20 protein-coding genes are annotated in these 23,800 nt (G+C 59.0%); 11 read left to right on the forward strand and 9 right to left on the reverse strand.

The window, feature by feature from the left end; genetic code table 11:
• Window positions 1–18 precede the first annotated feature (18 nt).
• Both P3M64_RS01165 and P3M64_RS01170 read right to left on the reverse strand, forming a co-directional pair.
• On the reverse strand, window positions 19–1,734 hold the full coding sequence (locus tag P3M64_RS01165; RefSeq protein ID WP_132939660.1) for a SulP family inorganic anion transporter: 1,716 nt from the start codon (window positions 1,732–1,734) through the stop codon (window positions 19–21).
• Between the two features lie 141 nt (window positions 1,735–1,875).
• Window positions 1,876–2,610: a PhoH family protein gene (locus P3M64_RS01170; protein ID WP_132939659.1), complete on the reverse strand. Its 735-nt coding sequence runs from the start codon at window positions 2,608–2,610 to the stop codon at window positions 1,876–1,878.
• 628 nt (window positions 2,611–3,238) lie between these two features.
• Here P3M64_RS01170 and P3M64_RS01175 point away from each other — a divergent pair.
• The 3 genes from P3M64_RS01175 (at window position 3,239) to P3M64_RS01185 (ending at window position 8,530) form a co-directional block, all read left to right on the forward strand.
• Window positions 3,239–5,110 (forward strand): ABC-F family ATP-binding cassette domain-containing protein, encoded by a 1,872-nt coding sequence (locus P3M64_RS01175; protein ID WP_132939658.1) that lies wholly within the window; start codon window positions 3,239–3,241, stop codon window positions 5,108–5,110.
• A 97-nt stretch (window positions 5,111–5,207) separates the two neighbouring features.
• Entirely contained in the window at window positions 5,208–7,982 is a 2,775-nt protein-coding gene (locus P3M64_RS01180; RefSeq protein ID WP_132939657.1) for a cation-transporting P-type ATPase, read from the forward strand.
• Between the two features lie 101 nt (window positions 7,983–8,083).
• Window positions 8,084–8,530, forward strand: coding sequence for a CBS domain-containing protein (locus tag P3M64_RS01185; RefSeq protein ID WP_132939656.1), 447 nt, complete (start codon window positions 8,084–8,086; stop codon window positions 8,528–8,530).
• Between the two features lie 142 nt (window positions 8,531–8,672).
• Here P3M64_RS01185 and yaaA read toward each other — a convergent pair whose 3' ends face one another.
• Window positions 8,673–9,452 (reverse strand): peroxide stress protein YaaA, encoded by a 780-nt coding sequence (yaaA, locus tag P3M64_RS01190; protein WP_132939655.1) that lies wholly within the window; start codon window positions 9,450–9,452, stop codon window positions 8,673–8,675.
• Window positions 9,453–9,578: 126 nt separating this feature from the next.
• Between yaaA and P3M64_RS01195 the strand changes: the two genes are divergently transcribed.
• The 5 genes from P3M64_RS01195 to hpnE all read left to right on the forward strand — a co-directional run bounded on the left by P3M64_RS01195 (window position 9,579) and on the right by hpnE (window position 13,853).
• The gene (locus P3M64_RS01195) at window positions 9,579–9,944 is read left to right on the forward strand and encodes a Spx/MgsR family RNA polymerase-binding regulatory protein (RefSeq protein WP_132939654.1); all 366 of its coding nucleotides are present in this window, start codon (window positions 9,579–9,581) and stop codon (window positions 9,942–9,944) included.
• A gap of 229 nt (window positions 9,945–10,173) precedes the next feature.
• Window positions 10,174–10,677, forward strand: coding sequence for an MlaC/ttg2D family ABC transporter substrate-binding protein (locus tag P3M64_RS01200; protein ID WP_243644807.1), 504 nt, complete (start codon window positions 10,174–10,176; stop codon window positions 10,675–10,677).
• Between the two features lie 20 nt (window positions 10,678–10,697).
• Entirely contained in the window at window positions 10,698–11,642 is a 945-nt protein-coding gene (locus tag P3M64_RS01205) for a squalene/phytoene synthase family protein (protein WP_132939652.1), read from the forward strand.
• A gap of 14 nt (window positions 11,643–11,656) precedes the next feature.
• Entirely contained in the window at window positions 11,657–12,544 is an 888-nt protein-coding gene (hpnD, locus tag P3M64_RS01210) for a presqualene diphosphate synthase HpnD (RefSeq protein ID WP_165886368.1), read from the forward strand.
• A 58-nt stretch (window positions 12,545–12,602) separates the two neighbouring features.
• On the forward strand, window positions 12,603–13,853 hold the full coding sequence (hpnE, locus tag P3M64_RS01215) for a hydroxysqualene dehydroxylase HpnE (RefSeq protein WP_132939650.1): 1,251 nt from the start codon (window positions 12,603–12,605) through the stop codon (window positions 13,851–13,853).
• A 19-nt stretch (window positions 13,854–13,872) separates the two neighbouring features.
• Here the strand turns inward: hpnE and ispH are convergent, their stop codons facing one another.
• The 4 genes from ispH to P3M64_RS01235 all read right to left on the reverse strand — a co-directional run bounded on the left by ispH (window position 13,873) and on the right by P3M64_RS01235 (window position 18,232).
• Window positions 13,873–14,814 (reverse strand): 4-hydroxy-3-methylbut-2-enyl diphosphate reductase, encoded by a 942-nt coding sequence (ispH, locus tag P3M64_RS01220; protein WP_207893193.1) that lies wholly within the window; start codon window positions 14,812–14,814, stop codon window positions 13,873–13,875.
• A 187-nt stretch (window positions 14,815–15,001) separates the two neighbouring features.
• Window positions 15,002–15,556 (reverse strand): DsrE family protein, encoded by a 555-nt coding sequence (locus tag P3M64_RS01225; protein WP_132939648.1) that lies wholly within the window; start codon window positions 15,554–15,556, stop codon window positions 15,002–15,004.
• Window positions 15,557–15,606: 50 nt separating this feature from the next.
• Window positions 15,607–16,269 (reverse strand): response regulator transcription factor, encoded by a 663-nt coding sequence (locus P3M64_RS01230; protein ID WP_132939647.1) that lies wholly within the window; start codon window positions 16,267–16,269, stop codon window positions 15,607–15,609.
• A gap of 10 nt (window positions 16,270–16,279) precedes the next feature.
• A complete protein-coding gene (locus tag P3M64_RS01235) occupies window positions 16,280–18,232 on the reverse strand; it encodes a sensor histidine kinase (protein WP_132939646.1) in 1,953 nt (650 codons plus the stop codon).
• 484 nt (window positions 18,233–18,716) lie between these two features.
• Between P3M64_RS01235 and rpoH the strand changes: the two genes are divergently transcribed.
• From rpoH to P3M64_RS01250, 3 genes are all read left to right on the forward strand, one after another.
• Window positions 18,717–19,631, forward strand: a complete 915-nt coding sequence (rpoH, locus tag P3M64_RS01240; RefSeq protein ID WP_132939645.1) for an RNA polymerase sigma factor RpoH — start codon at window positions 18,717–18,719, stop codon at window positions 19,629–19,631.
• A gap of 160 nt (window positions 19,632–19,791) precedes the next feature.
• On the forward strand, window positions 19,792–20,586 hold the full coding sequence (locus P3M64_RS01245) for an SAM hydrolase/SAM-dependent halogenase family protein (protein WP_132939644.1): 795 nt from the start codon (window positions 19,792–19,794) through the stop codon (window positions 20,584–20,586).
• 445 nt (window positions 20,587–21,031) lie between these two features.
• Window positions 21,032–21,862 carry an MBL fold metallo-hydrolase gene (locus P3M64_RS01250; RefSeq protein ID WP_132939643.1) on the forward strand — a complete coding sequence of 277 codons (831 nt, stop codon included), beginning with the start codon at window positions 21,032–21,034 and terminating at the stop codon, window positions 21,860–21,862.
• 143 nt (window positions 21,863–22,005) lie between these two features.
• Here P3M64_RS01250 and P3M64_RS01255 read toward each other — a convergent pair whose 3' ends face one another.
• On the reverse strand, window positions 22,006–22,791 hold the full coding sequence (locus P3M64_RS01255; protein ID WP_132939642.1) for an OmpA/MotB family protein: 786 nt from the start codon (window positions 22,789–22,791) through the stop codon (window positions 22,006–22,008).
• Between the two features lie 39 nt (window positions 22,792–22,830).
• Complete coding sequence (locus P3M64_RS01260; RefSeq protein WP_132939641.1) at window positions 22,831–23,655, reverse strand: motility protein A; 825 nt, start codon at window positions 23,653–23,655, stop codon at window positions 22,831–22,833.
• Between the last annotated feature and the right edge of the window lie 145 nt (window positions 23,656–23,800).

Raw genomic sequence — 23,800 nt, forward strand, 5'->3', positions numbered from 1 at the left:
GCCCTGGAGATGGGCGGTTTATTTCCCATCCGCGACGTAGGCTAGGGCCTGTGCGCGGGCGTCGGCATAATTTTCGGCGAGGCGCACGTCGCCGCGTTCGATGTCTTTTGCGCACATTTTTTCGATCAAGCGGCGGGGTTGCGTCTTCAGGTTCGATAAAAGGACGATGGTGTTTTGTTTTCGGCATTTATCGATGAACGCCGTCAGCGCCGCCGCGCCGCTGGCGTCGATCATGGGGACGTTGCCCATGCGCACGATCATCACCCGGGGCGGGTGGCGCAGACGGTCGAGGACGTCGCTGAGCAGCGTCGCCGCGCCAAAGAAGAAAGGTCCGTTGATTTGATAGACTTCAATCGTTTCGGGAAGATCCGGCGGGCCTTGGTAAGGGGCGAGCCGGGGTGCGGATAAATCATCGACATCCTCGGCGAGCAGTTTTGTTTTCGTTTCGACTTCGACGGCCAGGGCCATGCGATGAACGAACAGGATCGCGGCCAACACCACGCCGACACCGATCGCCACGGTGAGATCGACCAAAACGGTCAATAAAAAGGTCGTGATCAGGACCACCCGGTCGCCGGCGGGGGATTTCATCAGGGATTTGAAGTGTTCGAACTCGCTCATGTTCCAGGCGACGACGACCAGCACCGCGGCGAGACTGGCCAAGGGGATGTATGAGGCCAGCGGGGATAGGAAGAGAACAAACAGCAGGATGAACAGGGCGTGGGCGACCCCGGCGACGGGGGTGCGTCCGCCGGAACGAATGTTGGTGGCGGTGCGTGCGATGGCGCCCGTCGCCGGGATTCCGCCGAATAGGACCGACCCGATATTCGCCATGCCTTGGGCCACCAGTTCGCAGTTTGAACGATGTCGGCGCCCCGTCATGCCGTCGGCGACGACGGCGCTGAGGAGCGATTCAATGCCGGCAAGAAAGGCGATGGTGAACGCGGTGGGCAGGAGTTCGCGAACCCGCGCGAACGTGAAAGTGGGCCATGACGGCGTCGGCAGGGTCTGGGGAAGGGCGCCGAATTTACTGCCGATGGTCTCCACGTTCAGCCCCCAGACCCAAACGGCCAATGCGCCCGCGATGACGGCGATCAGAAAGGCCGGGAGTTTCGGCGCATAGCGGCGGGTCGCCACGATCAGCGCCAGGCACCCGGCGGATATGGCGATGGGCGCCGCCTGGGCGGTGGCGGCGGCATGATAAAAGGCGTCCCACTTGGCGATAAATTCGGCCGGGACATCGGCCAGACGCAAACCCAGTAAATCTTTGACCTGGCTTGAAAAAATGATAACGGCGATGCCCGATGTGAACCCCGTGACGACCGGATAGGGGATATATTTGATATACGCGCCCAAACGGGCGAGGCCGAAAATAATCAAAATGATGCCGGCGATAACGGTCGCTTGGGCCAGTCCGCCATATCCGTATTGGTGAATGACATTGAAGACGACGACGACGAAGGCCCCGGTCGGCCCGCCGATCTGAAAACGGCTGCCGCCGAAAAAGGAAATCATGAACCCGCCGACGATGGCGGTGAACAGCCCCTGTTGCGGTGTCGCCCCTGAGGCGATGGCCAACGCCATCGACAGGGGGAGGGCGACGATGGCCACCGTCAGCCCGGCGAGAACATCGCTTTTAAGATCGCCGAGGCGGTACCCCTCGCGCAGAACCGTGTACATTTTGGGGACGAAAAGACGCCACGGCGATGCGTGGCCGGAATACGACTGGTTCATATGAGAAACGCCAAAAAGAATATGCGGAAGCGTCCGGTATGATCCATTGGCGCGGCGGAAGTCAAGCGGGATATTCGAGGCGACGCGCCCCTCGCGACGGAGCGAGGGGCGCGGGTTTCAAAACCTCGAAGCGTTTTTGCCCTATATTACCGACAGCATGCTGGCGACCAGCGGGTGGCGGACGATGTCCTCGTCTTTCAAGCGGACGACGCTGATATCCTCCAACGGTTCCAGGCGATGGGCGATCTCCGCCAGACCGGACATGCCGGGCAAAAGGTCGCTCTGGTCGGGATCGCCGGTGATGACCATGGTGGAGTGCCAGCCCAGGCGGGTGAGCAACATCTTGATTTGGCCGTAGGTGCAGTTTTGCGCCTCGTCGATGACGACGAAGGCGTTGTTCAGGGTGCGTCCGCGCATGTAGGCCACGGGGGCGATTTCGATCGATCCGTCCTTGATCAGTTTTTTGATTTGCGCGCCGCCCATGCGGTCGGACAAGGCGTCGAACAGGGGTCGCAAGTAGGGGGCCAGCTTATCTTCCAGGTCGCCGGGCAAGAAGCCCAGGCTTTCCCCGGCCTCCACCGCCGGTCGGGTGAGGATGATGCGCGCGATTTCCCCTTTTTCGAAGGCCTCGACCGCCTTGGCGATGGCGATATAGGTCTTGCCCGTGCCCGCCGGTCCCAGCGCCAGGGCCAGATTATAATGGTCGATGGCGTCCATCAGCAGTTCTTGATTGGTGCTGCGTGGGCGTACGTTTTTAACGTAACGTTGATCCCTGGGCTGTTCGTCGTTCAAGGGGTGCCAATCATTTTCACGGTTTTGATAAAGGGCGTGAACCGTGGGTTTGCCCGCCGCGGCGCGCCGTTTAGCTTTCGCCATTATGGCCTCCGATACTGATTGAGGATGGGGTATAAACGACAAACGCCCCCTTTACGGAGGCGCTTGGTCGGATTGGGGAGGGTAAGGTTCGACAGCCGCGCGTCATAACTGCGCGCCTGTCGGTGGGCTTTGGGCGCTGCGCCCGGAGCGTGGCCCAGGGCATGACCCGGAGCATGGAATGGTGCGGTCATCCTTCCTCCCGTTGGTAAACGTTTCCAACCCCTACAGAGTAATGGGAAAGAGTTAACAAAACACAACAGTTTTTATTCTGTGCCAGGAATATTACCACATATAGCGTGTTTGAGAGAGGGCGTTTAGCGTCGAAGCCGCTGTGCAACAGCTTGTCGAGATTGGGGTTTCGCCATAAACGTTCCGTGCTGTGAAGATTTCGTCGATCGCCGTGCGACGGTCAGCGTCATGTTTTGTCCGGCGGCGGCGTAAGGGTGGATGCGTGGGGCGAATCGTCAATCCGCCGACGCAGTATTTTTGACCACACGCTCGATCGGCGTGAACATCATCTTTTCCACAAGGGTATCGTGGGGTCTTGCGCTCGAACGGGGAGTAAGGCAAGAAGACGTCTATGTCGCCGACGGTTTTCATCGCGCGCGCTCTGTGGAAGGAATATTTTTTGGCTCCGCCTTTACTCAGTCTCCAAGACATCTCTCTGACCTTTGGCGGAGCGCCTCTGTTTCAGGGGATCGCGCTGGCGTTGTCGCGGGGCGAGAGGACGTGTCTCGTCGGGCGCAACGGGTCGGGAAAATCGACCCTACTGAAGATCGTCGCCGGACTGATTGAACCCGATGACGGCGTGCGCTTTATGCAGCCGGGGGTAAAGATCGCCTATCTGCCGCAGGAGCCGGACCTGTCGGGTTACGCAACGGTGCGCGATTTTGTCGCCGCGACCTTGCCCGAGGAGGAACGCGGCCAAACCTTTCGCGCCGACGCCTTGCTGGGCGAGGTCGGTCTGGACCCGGACGCCGATCCGTCGGCGTTTTCTGGCGGCGAGGCCAAGCGCGCGGCGATCGCCCGGGTCTTGGTCGGCGAGCCCGATATTCTGCTGCTCGACGAGCCGACCAACCATCTCGACCTGCCGGCTATCGAATGGCTGGAAAAAATGCTGGGTAAATTTCGCGGCGGGTTTGTTTTGATCAGCCATGACCGGGTTTTTCTCAACCGCCTGACCCGGAGCACGCTCTGGCTCGACCGCACGGTGTTGCGCCGTCACGACAAGGGGTTCGCCGATTTCGAGGCTTGGTCGGAGGATATCATGGCCCGCGAGGAAGTCGAACGAGCCAAGCTCGACAAGCGTATCGCCGAGGAAACCCGCTGGTCTCATCAAGGCATTACAGCCCGGCGCAAGCGTAACCAGGGACGGTTGCGCAAACTTCAGGAAATGCGCGCGGTTCGCGCCCGGCAGGTCGAACGCACCGGTTCCGTGGCGCTGGAGGCCGACAGCGGCCAAGCCTCGGGCCGCCGCGTCATCGAGGTGGAGAACGTTTCCAAAGCCTATGGCGCACGCGTTTTGATCGACGGTTTTTCGACCCGCATCGTGCGCGGCGACCGGGTGGGCGTCATCGGGGCCAACGGCGTCGGTAAAAGCACCTTGCTCGGCCTGCTGACCGGACGCATCGCCCCCGACGGCGGGCGCGTTACCTTGGGCGCCAACGTCACTATGGAATACCTCGATCAACGCCGCGCCGAGTTGATTGATGGTCGTTCGGTCTGGGACACGCTGTGCGACATGGGGGGCGATCAGGTCAACGTCCGTGGACAGCCCCGTCACGTCGTCAGCTATCTTCGCGATTTTTTGTTCGATGAAAACCAGGCGCGCACGCCGGTCGGCAGCCTGTCGGGGGGCGAAAGAAACCGCCTGCTGTTGGCCAAATCCCTGGCCCGTCCGGCGAACCTTCTGGTCCTCGACGAGCCGACCAACGATCTCGACATGGACACCCTCGACCTGCTGGTCGATGTCCTGGCCGATTATGACGGCACCTTGATCGTCGTCAGCCACGACCGCGATTTTCTCGACCGGGTGGTGACGACGACCATCCTTATGGACGAAAAGACGGGCGTGCACGAATATGTCGGTGGGTACAGCGACGCCATGGCGGCCATCGCGCGGGCGAGCGGGCGGGGCGACGCTACCGTGCAGGCGCGGAAAAGAGCGCCGGAGCGCCCCGGACCTCAAAAACAGGCGCAAAAACTCAGCTATAACCAGCAACGCAGGCTACAACAACTGCCCGCCGAGATGGATCGTCTCCACGGTGAAATCGCCGCCGCCGAAGCCGTTCTGCACGCGCCCGACCTGTACGCCCGCGATCCCCGGGGATTTTCCCGGACCGCCGAACTGATCGACGCGAAAAAAACACTCCTGGAGGCCTGCGAGGAAGAATGGCTGGAACTGGAGGACTTGCGCGAAACCATCGAGGCGGCGAAGAAGGCGGGCGAGGCGGCGAAGAAGGCGGGCGAGGCGGCGAAGAAGGCGGGTTCCCCGTCGTAACGCCGTGAAGACGCAACGCGCGCCCAAGATGGTTGCCAAGGCGTATGGACGGTCCATAATTCGCAAATGACTTCGCCGCGAAGGGCCGGGGGCGCATATGGACACGACCACGCCGAAAAACTGGCATCATTTGACAGAAACCGAGGCGGCCGCGCTTCTGGAGACGGACAGCGCCAAGGGTCTTGATCTGGCCGATGTGAAGCGCCGCCAGTCGCGTTTTGGAGCCAATAAGATCAAGGTCCGCAAGGGAAAACCTCCCCTGCTTATCTTTCTTTTACAATTTCACCAGCCGCTCATTTACATTTTGTTGTCGGCGAGCGCGGTGACGTTCGCGTTGGCGCAGTGGGCCGACGGCGCCGTCATTTTCGCCGTCGTCGTGGTCAATGCCATGATCGGCTTTGTCCAGGAAACCAAGGCGCGCAAGGCGATCGAGGCCCTGACGAACGCCCTGGCGGGTTTCGCCGTGGTCGTGCGCGAGGGCGAAAGACATAAGATCGCCTCGGCTGAGATCGTGCCCGGCGATCTTGTGGTCCTGCAGTCGGGCGACAAGGTCCCCGCCGATCTGCGCCTGTTGCGATCGCGGGACCTGCAAATCGACGAGTCCGTTTTGACCGGAGAATCGCTGCCCGTACACAAACAGACGGAGCGTTTGGCGGCGCAGACAATCCTCGCCGACCGCGCCAACATGGCCTATTCCTCGACGCTTGTTACCTATGGCGTCGGGGTTGGGATGGTCGTCGCCACCGGCGACGCCACGGAGATCGGACGGATCAACGCCCTGATCGCCGAGGCCGCCGTGCTGGCGACGCCGCTCACCAAAAAAATCGCCACCTTCAGTCGGGTCCTGTTGTGGATTATTCTGGCGCTGGCCGCGGTGACGTATTTGGCGGGGTGGTGGCAAGGTTACGCGCCGATCGAGGCTTTCATGGCCGCCGTGGCGCTGGCGGTCGGGGCGATACCCGAGGGATTGCCCGCCGCTATGACGATCATGCTGGCCATCGGCGCCGGTAAAATGGCGCACCGCCACGCCATCATTCGGAAAATACCGGCGGTGGAAACCTTGGGCGGCACGACCGTCATTTGTTCCGATAAAACGGGGACCTTGACGCAAAACCAGATGACGGTCCGCGAGGTGTTCTCCGGGGAGGTCGGCTACCAAGTTACCGGCGAGGGATATGCGCCGGATGGCAAGATCACGCTGCATGGTATGGATATCGACCCGGCACGGCATCGCGCCCTCGGTCAATGTCTGAGTGCGGGGGTGCTGTGCAACGACTCCCGCTTGGTTGACGTCGGCGGGCACTGGACCTGCGAGGGCGATCCCACCGAAGTCGCATTGATCGTCGCCGCCGCCAAGGTCGGGTTGCTGCCCGACGATTTGGAGCGAAAGTTCCCTCGTATCGACACCTTGCCCTTCGAATCCCAGCACCAATACATGGCCACCTTGCACGAAAAGATCGACGGCCCCCTCCCGTCCGGCGGGGAAACGCGCGCGCGCGTTATTTACGTCAAGGGATCGCTGGAAAGCGTCTTAAGCCGAAGTTCCCACGCCTTGGGGGGGCGGGAGGAAAGCGAGGCGCCCTTCGATCGTGCGGAAATCCACCGTCAGGGCGAGGCGCTGGCCGAAAAGGGATTGCGGGTGCTGGCTTTCGCCCGCAAGATCCCGGTTCGGTCTTCCGGCGGGCTTTCCCATGGGGACGTTGCCGATGGGTTATGTTTCTTGGGCTTGCAGGCGATGATGGACCCGCCCCGCCGGGAGGCGATCACCGCCGTCGCGGCCTGCCGCAGGGCGGGTATTCAGGTCAAAATGATCACCGGCGATCACGCCGTCACGGCGCGGGCGATCGCGCGCCAGATCGGCTTGGACGGAAGCGCGGACAGCGATCCGAACACGTTCACCGTTAGCGGTCACACCCTGGCGGCGGTCTCGGATACGGACCTGATCGAACTTGCCGGTCGGGCGGTGGTTTTCGCGCGGGTCGCGCCGGAACAAAAATTGCGTCTCGTCAAGGCGCTTCAGGCGAGCGGTCACGTGGTGGCGATGACAGGCGATGGGGTCAACGACGCCCCGGCCCTGAAACAGGCCGATATCGGAATCGCCATGGGTAAAAGCGGGGCCGAGGTCGCCAAAGAGGCCGCCGACATGGTGCTGACCGACGACAATTTCGCCACCATCGAGGCCGCCGTCGAGGAGGGAAGGGCGGTATTCGATAATTTCCTCAAGTTTATTACCTGGACCCTGCCCACCAATTTGGCCGAGGGGTTCGTCGTGCTGCTCGCCGTTTTTTCGGGACAGGCCTTACCGATCACGCCGGTCCAAATTTTATGGATCAACATGGCGACCGCCCTGTTGCTGGGGTTGATGCTGACGTTCGAGGGTAAGGAGCCCGGGATCATGGAGCGCCCGCCGCGCCACCCTCAAACCCCCATTTTAACCCACGCGTTGGCCTTCCGCATCGTTCTGGTCGGCCTGCTTTTAGTGGTGGGGTCTTTCGGCTTTTTCGAGTGGGCTTTGCAAACCAGCCAAAGCGTCGAGGTGGCGCGAACGCTGGCGGTCAATATGTTTGTTTTTGGCGAACTGTTTTATTTGCTCAATTGTCGTTCCCTGCGCTATTCCATGGTGGCGCTGGGCGTGTTTTCGAACCGGCCGTTGCTTTTCGGCGTGGTCGCGATGGGTGCGTTGCAGGTCGTGTTCACCTATGCGCCTGGAATGAATGCCGTGTTCGGTAGCGCGCCGCTGAACATTGTCCAGTGGGCTCTCGTCGTCGGCGGGGGGATAGTCATTTTCGCCGTGGTGGGCGCCGAGAAATGGCTGCGCGTTCGCGCCGGGAAGCCATGGCGCGGGCCCGGCGCGCGGGGCGGCATGGCTTGAACGAGGAATTTCTGCTATAATGCGCCGGTACGAGGGGGGCTCTAAAATAAAACGTGGGGGAACTTAAGGAGGCTTCTTGTTCTGGGAGAAAGGAGTACCCGATGTTTGTCCAGGATATTCTTAAAAGTAAAGGTTCGGAAGTCGTCGCGGTGTCGAGTGACGCCACGGCGGCGGATGTCGCCCGGTTGTTTCGCGACAATCGGATCGGTTTTGCGACCGTACACCGCTATGAGACGGCGGGACCGGTTATCGGCACGATTTCCGAGCGCGACATTGTTCAGGCGCTGGCGCGCCTGAACGGGGAGGTCGCCACGACCAAGGTCGCCGCCCTGATGACGACGAATATCGTCACGTGCGCTTATGGCGATACCGCCGAGACCATTATGGAATTGATGACCGAACGGCGTACCCGTCATGTTCTGGTGTATGACGGTAGTCGGCTGATGGGCTTGCTGAGTATCGGCGATATGCTGAAACATCGTCTTGAGGAAATGATGATGACGGAAGAAAGCATGCGTCAATACATCTCCGGCGGGACCTACAATTGAAGGAATGTATTTAACAAAGGCGGCAGAGGTTGTGCGCCCACGCCCCCGTTTTTCGGTCCTTGGTTTTGGCGAGGGCGGGGGCGGTTTTGGCTTTTGCGGGAGAGTTTAAGTCCTGACCCTAGCTTTCGCGGGTAAAGACCCACTAGCTTTCGCGGGTAAAGACCCATGTGTCGCCTTCGCTGGCGTGGGGTTGGAAGGCGTATCCTCCGGCATTGAATGTTTTTAGCTCTTCGGGGTCCGCGGGGCGTCGGGTGATGATGTGGCGCGCCATCGCGCCGCGCGCGCGTTTCGCCAGGAGGCTGATAACGCGGGCTTCGCCGTTTCGTATCTCCTTGAAAACCGGGGTGATTAGGCGCGCGTCGAGACCGGTTTTGCGAAGCGGTCCGATCGCCTTGAAATATTCCACGGAGGCGAGATTGACTACGGCGCGATGGCCGTGGCGGGCACATAGGGCGTTAATTTTTTCACTCAAAAGACCCGCCCAAAAATCATAGAGATCCGCGCCCCGGGGGGTCGGGAGTTTTGTGCCCATTTCAAGACGATAGGGTTGAATCAGATCGAGAGGTCGCAAAAGACCGTATAGCCCCGAAAGAATGCGCAAATGATCCTGGGCGTAGTTGAGCTCGTCCGGCGAAAGCGACCGCGCGTCAAGACCGATGTAGGTGTCTCCCGCGAAGGCCAGTGCGGCCTGCTTGGCGTTGGTGGTGTCGAAGGGCGGCGAAAAATCCTGAAAACGCCGATAGTTGAGGTCGGCCAAGGCGTCGCTGAGTTTCATCAACCGGCGAAGATCCTGGCGCGACAGCGTGCGGGCCGTTTCCATGAGTTCTTGCGTGTCGTCCAGAAAATCTCCCTGACTGTGGGGTAAGGGTTCGGTGAGGGGAGAAAAATCGAGTTTCTTGGCGGGCGAAATCAACGCGAGCATGGGCGGCATTCTCCTGATCGTGGGATGTTTTCTGTGCGCCCAGGTCGCCGGGGCGTTACGATGATCTTGAGTAAGAACCATAGGAATTCTAGAGTGTTTCGTAAAGGCACCCCAAAGGAGTAAGTCGTGATCGATATCTACGGCCTTAAAAACTGCGACACGTGCCGGCGGGCGCAAAAATGGGCGAAAGGCGAGGGCCTCGATTTCCGCTTCCACGACCTGAGGGAACACCCCATTGAGCGCGCCTCCTTGGAGGCATGGGCGGACGCCGTGGGATGGAGCGTGCTGCTCAATCGTCGCTCGACGACTTGGCGGAATTTGGACGAGGATGCGCGCACATCTCTTGACGAAACGCGCGCCCTTGATCTGATGGTTCGCCATTCGGCGTTGGTCAAGCGTCCGATCTTCGCATTTAGGGAAAAGGGCGTGCGCCGCTATGGCGTTGGACTTGACGATGCGTTGAAGGGGCGATTGCGCGAGGCCGAACGGTGAGCCGGGCGCAAATGTACTTGATTTTCGAGTTAAATTGAGGCGTTCTAGGAGCGACGGTAACAGCTGTAAAGGGAACGAAATGGCTCAACTCTGCCAATTGAGATGGAATGTGCGGCGGTACGTTTCGGGTGCCTTTGGCGTTTTGATCGCGCTTTTTGTATTAAGTGCGGGGCAACCAGCCGTCGCCGGTGGGAGCAATGGTGAGGATGCGCAAAAATTTGTCGCTACCATGGCCCAGGAAGCCATCGACACGCTAACGGCGGGCAACCAGACGCATAACGATAGGGTGGCGCATTTTCGCGCCATTCTCGATCGTAATTTCGATGTTCCCTTTATTGCGCAGTGGGTGTTGGGCCGCTATTGGCGAGGGATCGGAACCTCGGAACGGGAGGAATATCTTAAGCTGTTCGAGAATTTGATCGTGGTGACGTATGTCGATCGCTTCGAACAATATTCCGGCGAGGTCTTGAAAGTCGGCAAAAGTCTGACAGATTCCAACGGCGACACGATCGTCTACTCCGAAATAGCCCGCCCTCAGAGTGGGACGCCCGTCCGCGTCGATTGGCGGGTGCGTAAAATCGAAGGCGCCTATAAAATTATCGATGTCGTCGTCGAGGGGGTCAGCATGGGCCAGACGCAGCGTTCGGAATTCGCTTCCGTGATCCGTCAGAACGGAGGGCAGGTCGCCGGGTTGCTCAAGGTTCTTCGCCAAAAGGTCAGCGGTTCGTCTTGAGTGACGCGGCGGCGGATGGGATGCATCGCGCCAGACGCGGCGAAAATTTTCCCGTCGCCTCGATGTTGCTGCCCGCCCATGCGCGCCGCAGCGCGCATGCCTTTTACGCGCTCGCCCGTTTCGGCGATGATATTGCCGATTGTGCGCGCCTGAACGACCGGGAAAAACGCGCTCGGCTTCATGCTCTGAAATCACAAGTATGCGGGGACGGCGGCGAGACGAGCGATCCCGCGAGGATGTACGCGAAAGAGCTGGATCGTGCCCTGGTTCGTCTAAACCTCGCTCAGGGGCGCGTCGGCGCGCCGATCGATGTTTCCTATGTCCGTGCGTTGCTCGAAACGCTAATCGACGCATTTTTACAGGACGTCCGGTGCGATCGTTATCAAACCTGGGACGATCTTATGCAGTATTGCCGCCTTTCGGCGGTTCCCGTCGGCCGCTTTCTGGTTGCGTTGACGGGGGGGGTAAAGTCCGGGGGAGTCGTGGGCGCGCGCGATGTTTCGCCGGAACTACGGGCGACGGACGCGTTGTCGATGGCGCTGCAAATTCTCAACCACGTGCAGGATTTGAGGGCCGATTATCGAACGCTCGGCCGGGTGTATCTGCCGCAATGTTGGATCGACGCCGAGGGCGCACGCCGTGAAGAGCTTGCCGAAACGGAGATGACCCGGGCGATGACGCGGGTCAAGGTGCGGATGCTCGACGGCGCCGACGCCCTGCTGTGCATGGCCGATGGCGTCGGACGGAACTATGTTTCCGCGCGCTTGAAACTGGAGGCGCGCGGAATTCACGCCATCGCCCGCGCCCTAAGTCGTCGGCTTCGCCACGCCGATCCGCTGGCGCGTCGCGTCGCCCTGTCGCGTTTGAGCACGGTGAAACACTTCGCATTAGGGATCATGCGGGGCGCGCCCGATCGCAACACCCCGGGACAGGGGCTTAAACAAGAAGACTTTCGACGTTACTGATGTATGGTGTGGCCATGTCTCAGGGGCCTTTACATAGCACCGCCGCCGAGCGCGATGCGCGCCGATATATCGATCGGATCGTGCGTGGCTCGCGCTCGTCTTTTTATTGGGCGATGCGCACACTGCCCGAGCCGCGCCGGGGGGCGATGTTCGCACTCTACGCCTTCTGTCGGATCGTCGATGACATCGCCGACGGCGATGGGGCTAGCGCGCATAAGATCGCCCAATTGGAAGACTGGCGCGATAGGGTGGATCAGCTGTTTCGCGGCGCGCCCAACCACCCGGTGACCCTTGGTCTGTCGCTCGCCGTCGATGCCTACGCCCTAGACAAGGCCGATTTTGTCGCCCTGATCGACGCCATGGAGTTGGACGCCGCTCCCCGGGTACGCCTAGAAGACGATCGCGCCCTCGATCTTTATTGCGATCGCGTGGCGGGAACCGTCGGGCGATTGTCCAACGCCATTTTTGGGGTGCCCAACGATACGGCAAGGCGTCTGGCCGGAACCTTGGGGACGGCTCTTCAAATCACCAATATATTGCGGGACCTGAAGGAAGACGCGAAGCGCAATCGTCTCTATCTGCCCTTGGAAACCCTGCGAACGTACATGCCCAAAGGCGCAGGGGACGCGCACGCCTTCGATGATCCGCTGTCCGTGCTCGCGGACCCGTCCGTCACCGCTATGCTCGACGGTCTTGCTCTACGCGCCCAGGCGTTGTTCGTGCAAAGCGATGATTTGCTGGCGCGCCTCCCGCGTAACCAAGCGCTCGCGCCGCGCATGATGAAGGCGTTCTATCAACGTGTTCTCACACGCATGGTGCGTCGGGGTTGGCGGCGCTGGGACACCCCTCCCCGTTTGGGGACCATGGAAAAAACATGGATCGTCATGCAGGGACTGTCATGACCGCGGGACTTGCCCCCGCGCGCGCCAAAACCATGAACGAGCGGACCATGAGCGGAGCATGAGTGGGCGGGTATATATTATCGGCGGTGGGTTGAGCGGACTGTCGGCGGCGCTGTGCTTGGTGCGGCGGGGGGTGATTCCCATCGTGTGCGAGGCGGGCGGGCAGGCCGGGGGGCGTTGTCGAAGCTATCGCGATCCGGTTTTGCGCCGCGCCTTGAACAATGGCAGCCATCTGGTCCTGGGCGCCAATCGGGAGGTTTTTTCCTATTTGCGGCTGTGCGGCGCCGAACACACCCTGAGGGCGGTTCCCCAGAAGGGAATACCGTTTTATGACCTGACCGATGATTGTCAATGGACGCTGCGCGTCGGTCTCGGGGCGGCGCTCGCGTGGCCGTTCGACCGACGGAGAATTCCGGGCGTCGGACTGGGGGCGATTTTGGGGGATCTTTATCGTTTGCGCCGCGCCACGGGAACGGTCTCTCAGGCATTGGGGGATGTTGACGGCCCTTTATTCCGTCGATTTTGGCTCCCGCTTTGTGTCGCGATATTGAACACGCACCCGGATCGGGCGGCGGCGGCCTTGTTGTGGGCCGTGCTTGAACGAACTCTGCTCAAGGGGAGCGGTGCGAGTCGCCTTTTCCTGCCCGTTCGTGGTTTGAGCGAAACGTTCGTCGATCCGGCGCTGGTCGCCATAAGGCGGCTTCGCGGTGAAGTTCGCCTCCATACCCGCCTACGGGCGGTATCCCATGGACCGACGGGATTGGAGAGTCTGAAATTTCGCCGCGGCGCGGTCCGCCTCGACGTGCAGGATCGCGTGATTTTCGCCTTGCCGCCTTACGCGGTGAAGCATCTTGTCGTGGGAATAGACGCCCCCGAAGGGGACCGCGCCATCGTCAATGTTCACTTCGACACCCCCGCCTACGGCGGCGAGGCGCATGTGTGTGCGATTGTAGGCGGCATGGGGGAATGGGTTTTTTCCCAGGGCGACACAACAAGCGTGACCCTGAGCGATGCCGACGCCCGGATCGGTATGGAAGACTCCGACCTGGCGGGGCGGGTCTGGACGAACGTCGCGCGCGCGCAAAATATCTCCGGTTCGATGGGGAGGTATCGGATTGTGCGGGAAAAGCGGGCCACCTTTTTACAGAGCCCCCAAAACGAGAGGCGACGCCCCGGCGTCACAACCCCCCTGGGGAACCTGTTCCTCGCCGGGGATTGGACGAACACCGGATTGCCGGCGACAATCGAAGGCGCGCTGCTTTCGGGCAGGTGGGCGGCGGAGGCGGTGCTGCGCTCCTTCGAACGGTGATATGGCCCGCCCCGCCCTGCTACGCGCTCTGCAGGGATTTGGGGAGATTAAAATGCATATCCTCGCGGGCCCCATTAAGGGTCGTAACGTCGAGGCGGGCGTGTTCGCCAAGACAATCGACCAGTTGGGAGACCAAATCCTCGGGGGCGGAAGCCCCGGCGGTAATGCCGAGCGTGCGAACCCCACGTAGCCATGCCGGATCGAAGGCCCGGCGATCATCTATGAGATGACTCTTCGTGCCGCTTTCTTGGGCGATCTCACGTAGCCGGTTCGAGTTGGAGCTGTTTTTGCCGCCGATGACCAGAACCAGGTCGCACTGCTCGGCCAGTTGGCGCGCCGCGCTCTGGCGGTTTTGCGTGGCATAGCAGATATCGTTCAACCCGGGGCCGATGATTTTTGGAAAGCGCCGGCGTAGGGCGTCGATAATGTCGCGGGTGTCATCGACGCTGAGGGTTGTTTGCGTGACGAAGGCCAAGGCTTGCGGATCGCGCACCCGAAGCCGGGCGACGTCCTCGGCGGTGGCGACGATATGGGTGCCGCCGGGAATACGCCCTTGGGTGCCTTCGACTTCGGGGTGTCCCTGATGGCCGATCAAGATGATTTCGCGGCCGTGGCGTTCGACATGATTGCGACCCTCATGGTGGACCTTGGTCACCAGGGGGCAGGTCGCGTCGATATAGGGAAGGGCGCGCGCGCGGGCCTCGTCCTCGACGGCCTGTGCCACGCCGTGCGCGCTGAAGACGGTGCGTGCGCCGTCGGGTATCTGGTCCAACTCATCGACAAAAATCGCGCCTTTGGCGCGAAGGCGTTCGACGACGTGTTTGTTGTGGACGATTTCATGGCGCACATAAACGGGCGCGCCGTATTTCTCCAGGGATTTTTCGACGATGGCGATCGCGCGTTCGACGCCGGCGCAAAATCCCCGGGGTTGGGCTAGGATAACGTGAAGGGCCGGTTTCATGGGTGTCCTCATATCGCGTGACGACGGCGATCATAGGCGGCTTTGCGAGGGTTGGAAAGGGGGCGCGCCGGAAGGCGAAAAAAGACCGGAACCCGGGGAATTGGGGTTCCGGCAAGGGTCTTTGCTCGTTGTTCTGGGCTTATGTTTCCAGGCGCGCCGTGTGGTTCAGGGTTTGATGCCGTGTGGTTCAGGGTTTGATATAGCTGTACCCCAGCTGTTCCAGACGGACGATTTCGGCGACCCCGCTGGGGACGATATCTTCGTCGAAAACATCATAAAGATCGCGTCCGACGTCTATTTTTTGGTCGCGGATGGTCTTGGCGCAGACATCGACTTGGACGTTGTCCCCCTTTAGGCCGACCAGTGCCGCCCTCAGTCTCGTGTTCGTTTTCGCCGCCTTCAACAGTCCGACGCCCTGGTTGTGAACGACCAGGACGGCGTTCAGGTTTTCCCGTCCGACCGCGTTAATATGGTTTCGAATGGTCTCCAACGCCTTGAAATAGCGGATGTTATCGTCTCCACCGGCGTAATCGATATGATACACCACCTTTTGTTGGCCATAACGGCCTTGCGCCACCCCAAGGAGGGGAAAGGCGGCCACCAAAAGGATAACGGCGAGGCTACCGCGCAGCGCGGTTCGGATCATGTTTTCCCTTTCTCGCTTCATGGCATGGCCGAGGCGCGCTCCCTCCGGCGTCTCGTCGCGCCAAAATGACGCCTCGCTTTGTGTGAACCGGGTCATGGTAGCGCCAGGGCGGGAAAGGGGGCCAGTCGGGATATCCCAAAATGGGCTCAGGGTTTTCCCTGATATTGGCCCAGCTCGGTAATTTTTTTAACCAAATCGGCCAATGAACGGGCTTGAAGTTTTTCCATTACGCGCGCCCGGTGCGCCTCGACGGTTTTGTCCGAAATATCCAGCGCGTAGGCGATTTCCTTGTTGGTTTCGCCCTCGATAATCAATTCGAGAACCTCGCGCTCGCGTGGGGTTAGGGTGTCCATGCGGTTGAGCACGCGCATGTGTTCGGCCTTTTGCGCGCTACGGCGATGGCATTCCTCTAGAGCGCCATGGACGAGGTCGAGGATGACCTGGTCGTTGAACGGTTTTTCCACGAAATCGAAGGCCCCATCCTTCATCGCCCGCACGGCCATTTGGACATCGCCGTGTCCGGTAATGATGATGACCGGCATGCATGTCGGTTGGCGCACCAGCATGCGCTGCAGGTCCAATCCGCTCATGCCGGGCATGCGGACATCGACAAGAACGCATCCTTGCGTCCCCGGGCTGAAGGTTTTAAGGAAATTTTGCGCCGAATCGAAACTTTTGACCGTATGGCCAACCGAAGAGATCAGCCAACTCAACGATTCGCGCACGGCCTCGTCATCATCGACGATAAAGACGACGACGTCCTGCTTTTCTTTCGCGAGAGGGTGTTGCGTGCGGCTGTCTTCTATCATGAATTTTACTTTAAAGCATTTTTCCGCGTGCGGGGGGAAGCCTGAATGTGAATTCGGCCCCGCCGTCGGGTTGTTTTTTGACATTAAGCGTTCCCCCAAACGATTCGATAATCGAGCGGCTGATCGACAATCCCATGCCGAGGCCGTTTTTTTTCGATGTATAAAAAGGTTCGAATATTTTTTCGATATTCTTTTCGTCAAGCGCGCATCCGGTATCCGCGACGCTGACCGCGACCCAGCCATCGGGACCGATACGGGTTTTGAAGCGTATCGTGCGCTCTTTGACACCATCATTGACCATGCTTTCGATGGCGTTGGTGCCCAGGTTGAGCAGCACTTGCTCCAGTTGTACGCGGTCGGCGCGAACGGGCGGCAATTTGGCGGTCAGTACGAGGCGAATGTCACATCGGTTGCGCGCGGCCTCCGCGCCCAGGAAATCAGCCGTATTGCGGATGATGTCGTTGATCTCCAGGGCGATCATGGCGGGGGGGTCCTTGCCGACGAAGGCGCGAATTCGCTTGACGACCTCGGCCGCGCGTTCGGCCTGTTGTGCGATGCGCTCCAACGCGCCTTTGATTTGTTTGTCCGCCTCGTTTTCTCCGGTCAGTCGGCGTACGGCGCCCTTGGCGTAATTGGTGATCGCAGCCAGGGGCTGGTTTATTTCGTGAGCGAGACTGGTGGCCATTTGTCCCATGGTGTGCAAGCGGGTGATATGCGCCAGATCATGCTGGTGACGGCGTGCTTCCTCCTCGGCCTGTTTGCGCACGCGAATTTCCCTTTCCAGGGTTTCATTGGCCCGGGACAAGGCGGCGGTGCGCTCTTGAACCAGATGTTCGACGCGCGCCCCCCAGACAAGGGCGATCACCAAGATCGCCACCGCCATGAATATCCATTCTTCATACTTGTAAAATACCTTCTTGAAGCTGATATCGCCGAACTTGACGTAGGGGCCGAGATGCAAGTCGAGATAAAGATTATGGACCCTTTGATAATCGAGGGGGACCGTCCACCCACCGTAATCTCCCGCCCGTGCGGCGGGTGCGCCCGGCTTCATGCTGAGGAGGGCGATCGCGACTTTTTGCGCCAATATCTGATCGGTGTGGCGGAGTTTGGAGAACGGCCATTCCGGATATAGGCGGGTGCTGAGAAGGTAGGGAAATCCGGCGACATGTTGCGGGTTGAGAACCTTGAAATCGGCGAGGTCGATCTTGCCGTCGGCGGCCATGTTTTCCAAGACGCCGGTGCGCACCGTTCCGGCGTCAACCGCGCCGGCCTCGACGGCGTAAACGACGAGATCTTGGGGTGCGCCACTGAAATTCAAAGAAGAAAAATCATGTTCGGGGTCGATCAAGCGGTCGTAAAATTCACGGGCGGCCATCAGATATCCGCCGAATCCGTGCCGTGCGACCGCAAGAAACGTCTTTCCGCGAAGATCGCGTAAGGTCGTGATGTCGTCACGATTTTTCCGGGTGAAAATGACAGCGCCAAATTCGTTGATGATGGCCTTATTCGCGCCCAGGGAATACATCGTCGTGATGCGCGAGATACCGTAGGGGCTTTCCAGATTGATATAGTTGCCCGGGTTGGTCAGGAGAAAATCGACACGGCGCGCCTCGATGGCCGAGGTGATTTCCTCAAGCCCAAGGGGAACGATCTCGAAGCGTGTTCCGGCGATAGCGTGAGTGAGGTAATCCGCCGTCGGAGACCACCGCTTGACGGTGACTTCCTTACCGCGAAAAGACAAGACCCCGATACGCACGACTTCCGGCGGCGCGGCGCCTTGCGCCGCGGCTCGTGCGCCGAAGAAAGGTATCATCGCGCCCACCACGATCATGACGATCACGGCGATAAAGGCGGCGCGCCGGAGGAGCGCTCCCGTGATTTTGATGGCTCCACGACGGCGCGACAGAAAATATTTTTCTACCCGGGCAGGGATATTTTTCGTCGCATTTAGACGCGCCATGGCCGCTTGATTTCCCCTCCATTATTTTCGAGATTATGCCCTAAGCTCTTTGATTTGTGTCGTTTGTTTGTTCGAAACTGAATTATAACCTTATGAAAGTAATGGATTAAAACAAGTAACCCTTGACCCGGCTTGGGTATTGTGGCAGAGTCTTCCCGTCGGTGCCCAGAGTGGGGCCGGTATCGGGTTGGGGCCTTCGCGCAAATCCGATGGATATGAGGCTTATTGCTCAATTTATGGAGGATAGCCATGCTCATGGTCATAGCACATTTCGTGCGCCGTTTCCTTGTCTATCTTAGCGCCGGACGCTCTGGCGCATTGTCTCTACATAGCGCGCGTGCACACTGCGGGGGGACCGTTTCGGTGCGCATCGGGGTTCTATGCTGATGCTTTTCGTTCCGCACGCCAATGAGACGGGCGAGGTCGGGGTGTTTTTGCAAGATTTTGTTTCGTGACGGCTTCTTGGACTTAAGGAAAGTACGCTATGACAAGCACAAAGTTGAATCTACCGGCGCTGAATACGGAAAGCGGTTTGTCGCGCTATTTCCGTGAGGCGTGGACATATCCCGTTCTGGACGCCCAGGAAGAGATCATGCTGGCCGAACGCTATCGCAAGCAAGGCGATGTGGAGGCGGCCCATAAGCTGGTGACCAGCCATCTGCGCCTTGTCGCCAAGATCGCCATGGGTTACCGCGGTTATGGTTTGCCGGTCGCGGATCTGGTTTCCGAAGGCAACATCGGTTTGATGAAGGCGGTTAAGAAATTTGATCCAGAGCGGGGCTTTCGCCTGTCCACATACGCCATGTGGTGGATTCGCGCCGCGATAACCGAGTACGTTTTGCGTTCGTGGTCGATGGTCAAAATGGGAACCGTTGCGGCGCAGAAGAAGTTATTTTTTAGTCTGCGTAAACACAAAAAAGCGCTGGGTATCGTCGATAGTGGTGAATTGGATGACGATCAGGCGACGACGTTGTCCGACGCCCTCGATATCTCCAAAGGCGACATCGTCAACATGAACCGCCGGATGGCTTCGCGGGATCTGTCCTTGAATGCGCCGGTCGCCGATGAGGATGGCCAGGAGTTTCAAGATAATCTGGTTTCCGAGGAACTGTCGCCGGAAACCTTGGCGGCGGAAGGTGAGGAAAGCGCTTTGCGTGGCCAGTTGTTGGCGCGCGCCGTGGAAAATCTGAACGAGCGTGAGCGCCATATCTTCATCGAGCGCCGCCTGAAGGACGACCCGGTGACGTTGGAGGAATTGGGGCAGCACTACGGGATCTCTCGCGAAAGGGTTCGCCAGCTCGAAGTGCGCGCTTTCGATAAGGTGAAAAAAGCCGTTGTCGAGGCGATGCCCGTCTCTCTCGGTGGTGACGATTTTACGGCTGTATCCGCACCCGCTTGATGTTGGATGACGGCGTCTCGGCATGGCGCCTTCCACCCACAATGATCCCGTCCCGGACCTCTATCTGGGGCGGGATTTCTTCTTTCCCATTGCGCGATTGGGGTTGGCGTTCGGGGGTGGGAAAATTGGCGAGATTGGATAATTGGATCGGGATTGGGCGATGATTTACCTGTTTTGTGATTTTGGTCTTCCCTACACCGCCGAGATGCGCGCCAGAATTGCGCAACGGGCGCCGGGGCTATGGGCCGAGGATCTTCTTGTCGATGCGCCCGCCCATGATCCCCGGCTTTCGTCCAAGGTGTTGCAGGGACTGACTCGAGACTTTCCCGCGGGCAGCATTTTTGTTTGCGTTATCGATCCCGGCGTCGGCGGCGCGCGTCGCCCTCTTGTCGTTCGTTGCGATGATCACTGGTTCGTCGGTCCGGATAATGGACTTTTCGAGTATCCCATGCGTGCGGCGCAAAAAGACATGCAAGCGTGGGAGATCGTTTGGCGACCCCGGAACCTGAGCGTGACGTTCCATGGACGTGACCTGTTCGCTCCGGTCGCGGGTCGTCTCGCGAAAGATATTTCCGATGGTGGTGGGGCCATGGGCGCCGATCACAACCCGCGCGGAGTCCCTCCAACGCCGTGGGGGTGCGCCACTCCAGGGGAGGCGGTGGACGCCACCGGAGCGATACGCCGCCCCGACTGGCCCGACGATGTGTTCGAAATCGTCTATTTCGATGGTTTTGGAAACGCCTTTACCGGTGTGCGCGCGAAAACGTTAAAACCGGGCGGGAGGCTTATCGTTAACGGACTTTCCATCCCTTTTCACCGCACCTTTTCCGATGTCCCCGAGAGTGCCCCTCTTGTGTATGAAAATGCTTACGGTATGGTGGAAATTGCCGTTAACGGCGGATCGGCTAAGGACCGGCTGTCGTTATGTCTCGGCGACGCCGTGCAATTGATTTAAACGACCGTTGTGTCGGTCGGGGCCGTCTGTACGCAATGCGTAGCGCGGTTTGAATTCTTGTAATGTGTAGCGAATCTTGCGACCCTTTTCGGACCGAGACGGGAAAGCAATAGCAATCCAAAGGTAGGGAGGCAAAGCGCCCATTCAGAGATAAGGTCCCGCAATTATCGGTACACGCCGGCGTGCGTGAGGCGGAACGCGACATAAAATGGATTCTCTGTGATGGAACCCATGGCTCATCGTGTATTTTGTCTTTACGCTTAATGGCGAATTCTTTAGGGCTCACCTCTGTCTTTTTCGGATCGAGGGCGTGCATGCCGATGAAGATATTGCGTACGCTGATGGTCGCTTTTCGTCGGCGTTTCGGCCGTGAGCGAACAGACCTGCGTGGTGGAGCACCGAGGCGACGAAGGATTTTCGCGCCCGAGATTGGGAAAGGTACGAGATGTCGATCGTCATCAGGTTTTGGGGCGTGCGTGGGTCTATCGCATGCCCTTCTTCCGACCACATCCGCTACGGCGGTAACACCAGTTGTGTCGAAGTGCAGGCGGGGGGGCATTGTTTCGTTCTCGACGCCGGGACGGGAATTCGGGGTCTTGGACAGGTTTTGGTGAAAAATAAAGTCCAGGATATTCACCTTTTGATGACCCATACCCATTGGGATCACATCAATGGATTTCCTTTTTTCACGCCGGCGTACGATCCAAAGTGCACTATCGATATTTTGGCGGGGCACTTGCAAAGCAAAACCGGCATTCAAAACGTCCTCGCCGCACAGATGGATAATCCGATGTTTCCCGTTCCTCTCGAAGCGATGCAGGCGACTCTTCGTTTTCGTGATTTCATCGCCGGAGAAGTTTTCCAGCCCTACCCGGGCGTGGAGGTGGCGACCGCGCCCTTGCGTCACCCCAACGGCGCCACCGCGTATCGGATTAATCATGAAGGGCGTAGCGTGTGCTACGTGACCGATACCGAACACGTCCCCGGTGAACTCGACCAGACAATCGTGGGTCTGATCAAGGAGGCGGATCTGGTCATTTACGATTGCACCTACACCGAGGAAGAGTTCCCCGCCAAGGTCGGTTGGGGGCATTCCACGTGGAACCAGGGGGTTAAGTTGTGTCGCGCGGCCAAGGCGAAAAAAATGGTCATCTTTCATCACGACCCCGAGCATGACGACGCCTTCATGGATAAGTTGGAGGCCGAGGCCAAGGAGGTCTGGCCCTCCGTGATCGCCGCCCGCGAAGGGATGGTCGTGGTTTTGGACAAAGAGTAGGGACGTAACGCCCGCGTCATGCGCGCTTGGGGGTGTGCCGTGCCCGTGTGTGGGGGGGTGTGCCGTGCGGGGGTGTGTTCCTTCCGCGGCTTTACGCCCACATGCCGTCCGTTTATTTCCCCTGGTTTAGACTTTGCAGCGCGCTATTTTGGTTTTTGTCGGAGGGGTGAGGTCTTTTTACCTTGTTTTTTTAAGGCTTCTTTTTGGCGTTCTCTTTCATAAAGAGCATCTTGCTCGGCAAGAATTTTTGCCCGTTCATCCAAGGTCAGAGGAACGATATGAATCACGACCCGGCGGTTTTTTGCTTGGTTCTCCGGTATCGCCACGCTTTTGGGGGTGCGGTTGGGAACCTTGGGCCAAGCGTCGGCCAAGCCGGTGGCGCGCAGGCGTTTTAGGATCACGCCCTTTTCATTGAAAAAATTGGCGACGCTGGATGCGCGCGCGCTGGACAGTTGCCAATTCGAAGGAAACTGTACGGTGTGAATCGGGTCATCGTCGGTATGACCTTCGATTTCGGCCTTGTAGGCGCGGAATTTTGGATCGAGTAGGGTGTCGGCGATTTTCGCCAGAAAGGGAAGTGTTTCGCGGCGTAGGGTCGCGGATCCCGAAGGGAAAAAGGCGCCGCCGGCCAATTCGATAACGATTCCACGAGCATCGGTGGTGACCGTGGCGGCCCGTTCGGCTTTCATATCGAAGATGGTGGTCTCGATATCTTTCTTCATCAGGGCGATCGGTGTCGCTATTTTACTGTCGCTTTTTCCGATTTCCTTGCTGATTCCAGCCATAACTTTTTCGTATGTCGGCAGGTCGATTTTCGAAAACGAGGCCAACATAACGAAGAAGGCCATCAAAAGCGTAATGGCGTCGGCGTAAGTGATCAGCCAGTCTTCTTCGTCATTGTCTTCGATCGGCGGCGGTGGTGGTGGCACGGATATTCCTCGGATTTCAAGTTTTGGTGGCGCGCCCCTCTATGCGCGGGCGGCCTGCTCCGTCTGCTGGTTGCGCCGTGCCGCATCAATGTTGAAGTGAATGGCGGGGTCTAGGAAACTGTTCATTTTATCCTGGATATAGCGCGGACTGCGGCGGTCGGCGAGCATCACCAGACCTTCGGCGATGAGATAATTTCTGAACCGGATGATCTGTTCGCGTTGCATGATCTTGTTGGCTGCGGGAAGAAAAATCATGCGCGCGAGAATAATGCCATAGAGCGTCGTAATCAGCGCCAACGCCAGCCCCGGCCCCAGTTTTGTTGGGTCGGCGCCCATGCTGTCGAGCATGATGATCAATCCCACCAGGGTGCCGATCATGCCGAAAGCCGGAGAGGCGGCGGCCATGTTTTTGAGGATATTGACCTGCACCGTGTTGCGCCCAAACGTGGTTTCGATCGAGTTGGCTAAAATTTCGCGGACTTCCTCGCCGGTGTAGCCGGACACGACCATCTCGACGCCGAAACGCAAGAACCGATCGCCACGAACCGCTTTTTGCGCCTCTTTTTCCAAAACGGGAACGCCGGAGCGTTGCACGGTGTAAGCCCAGCGAATGATGCGTCCGACTTCGGCTTTCAGAATGTTACGGCCAATTTTCTGCGTGAAGATGATTTTGCCGATAAGTTTGAGCGATAGAAAAACATAACGGGGCTCATACGAAATGAACGTCGAAGCCAAAGTTCCCCCGACGACCATGACCAAGCTTTGTAGGCTTAAAAATATCCAGTAGTGGGTCGTGCTGAAGGCGATGGCCCCAAGAAAAAGCCCAAACGCGCCCAAGACACCGAAAATTGTTGAAAAAGACATACCCCCCATGCGTAACCCCAAATTCAGCCGTTCGTTTTTGTTATATCGCCCGCCGTTGGGCCGCCGTTACCGACTTGATAGCATAGGATATCTAAGAATTCTTCCAAAATAAGCATATGTTCGCGCATTTCGTTGGGGTCAGGAC

This window comes from Varunaivibrio sulfuroxidans (assembly GCF_029318635.1).
Taxonomy (GTDB): domain Bacteria; phylum Pseudomonadota; class Alphaproteobacteria; order Rhodospirillales; family Magnetovibrionaceae; genus Varunaivibrio; species Varunaivibrio sulfuroxidans.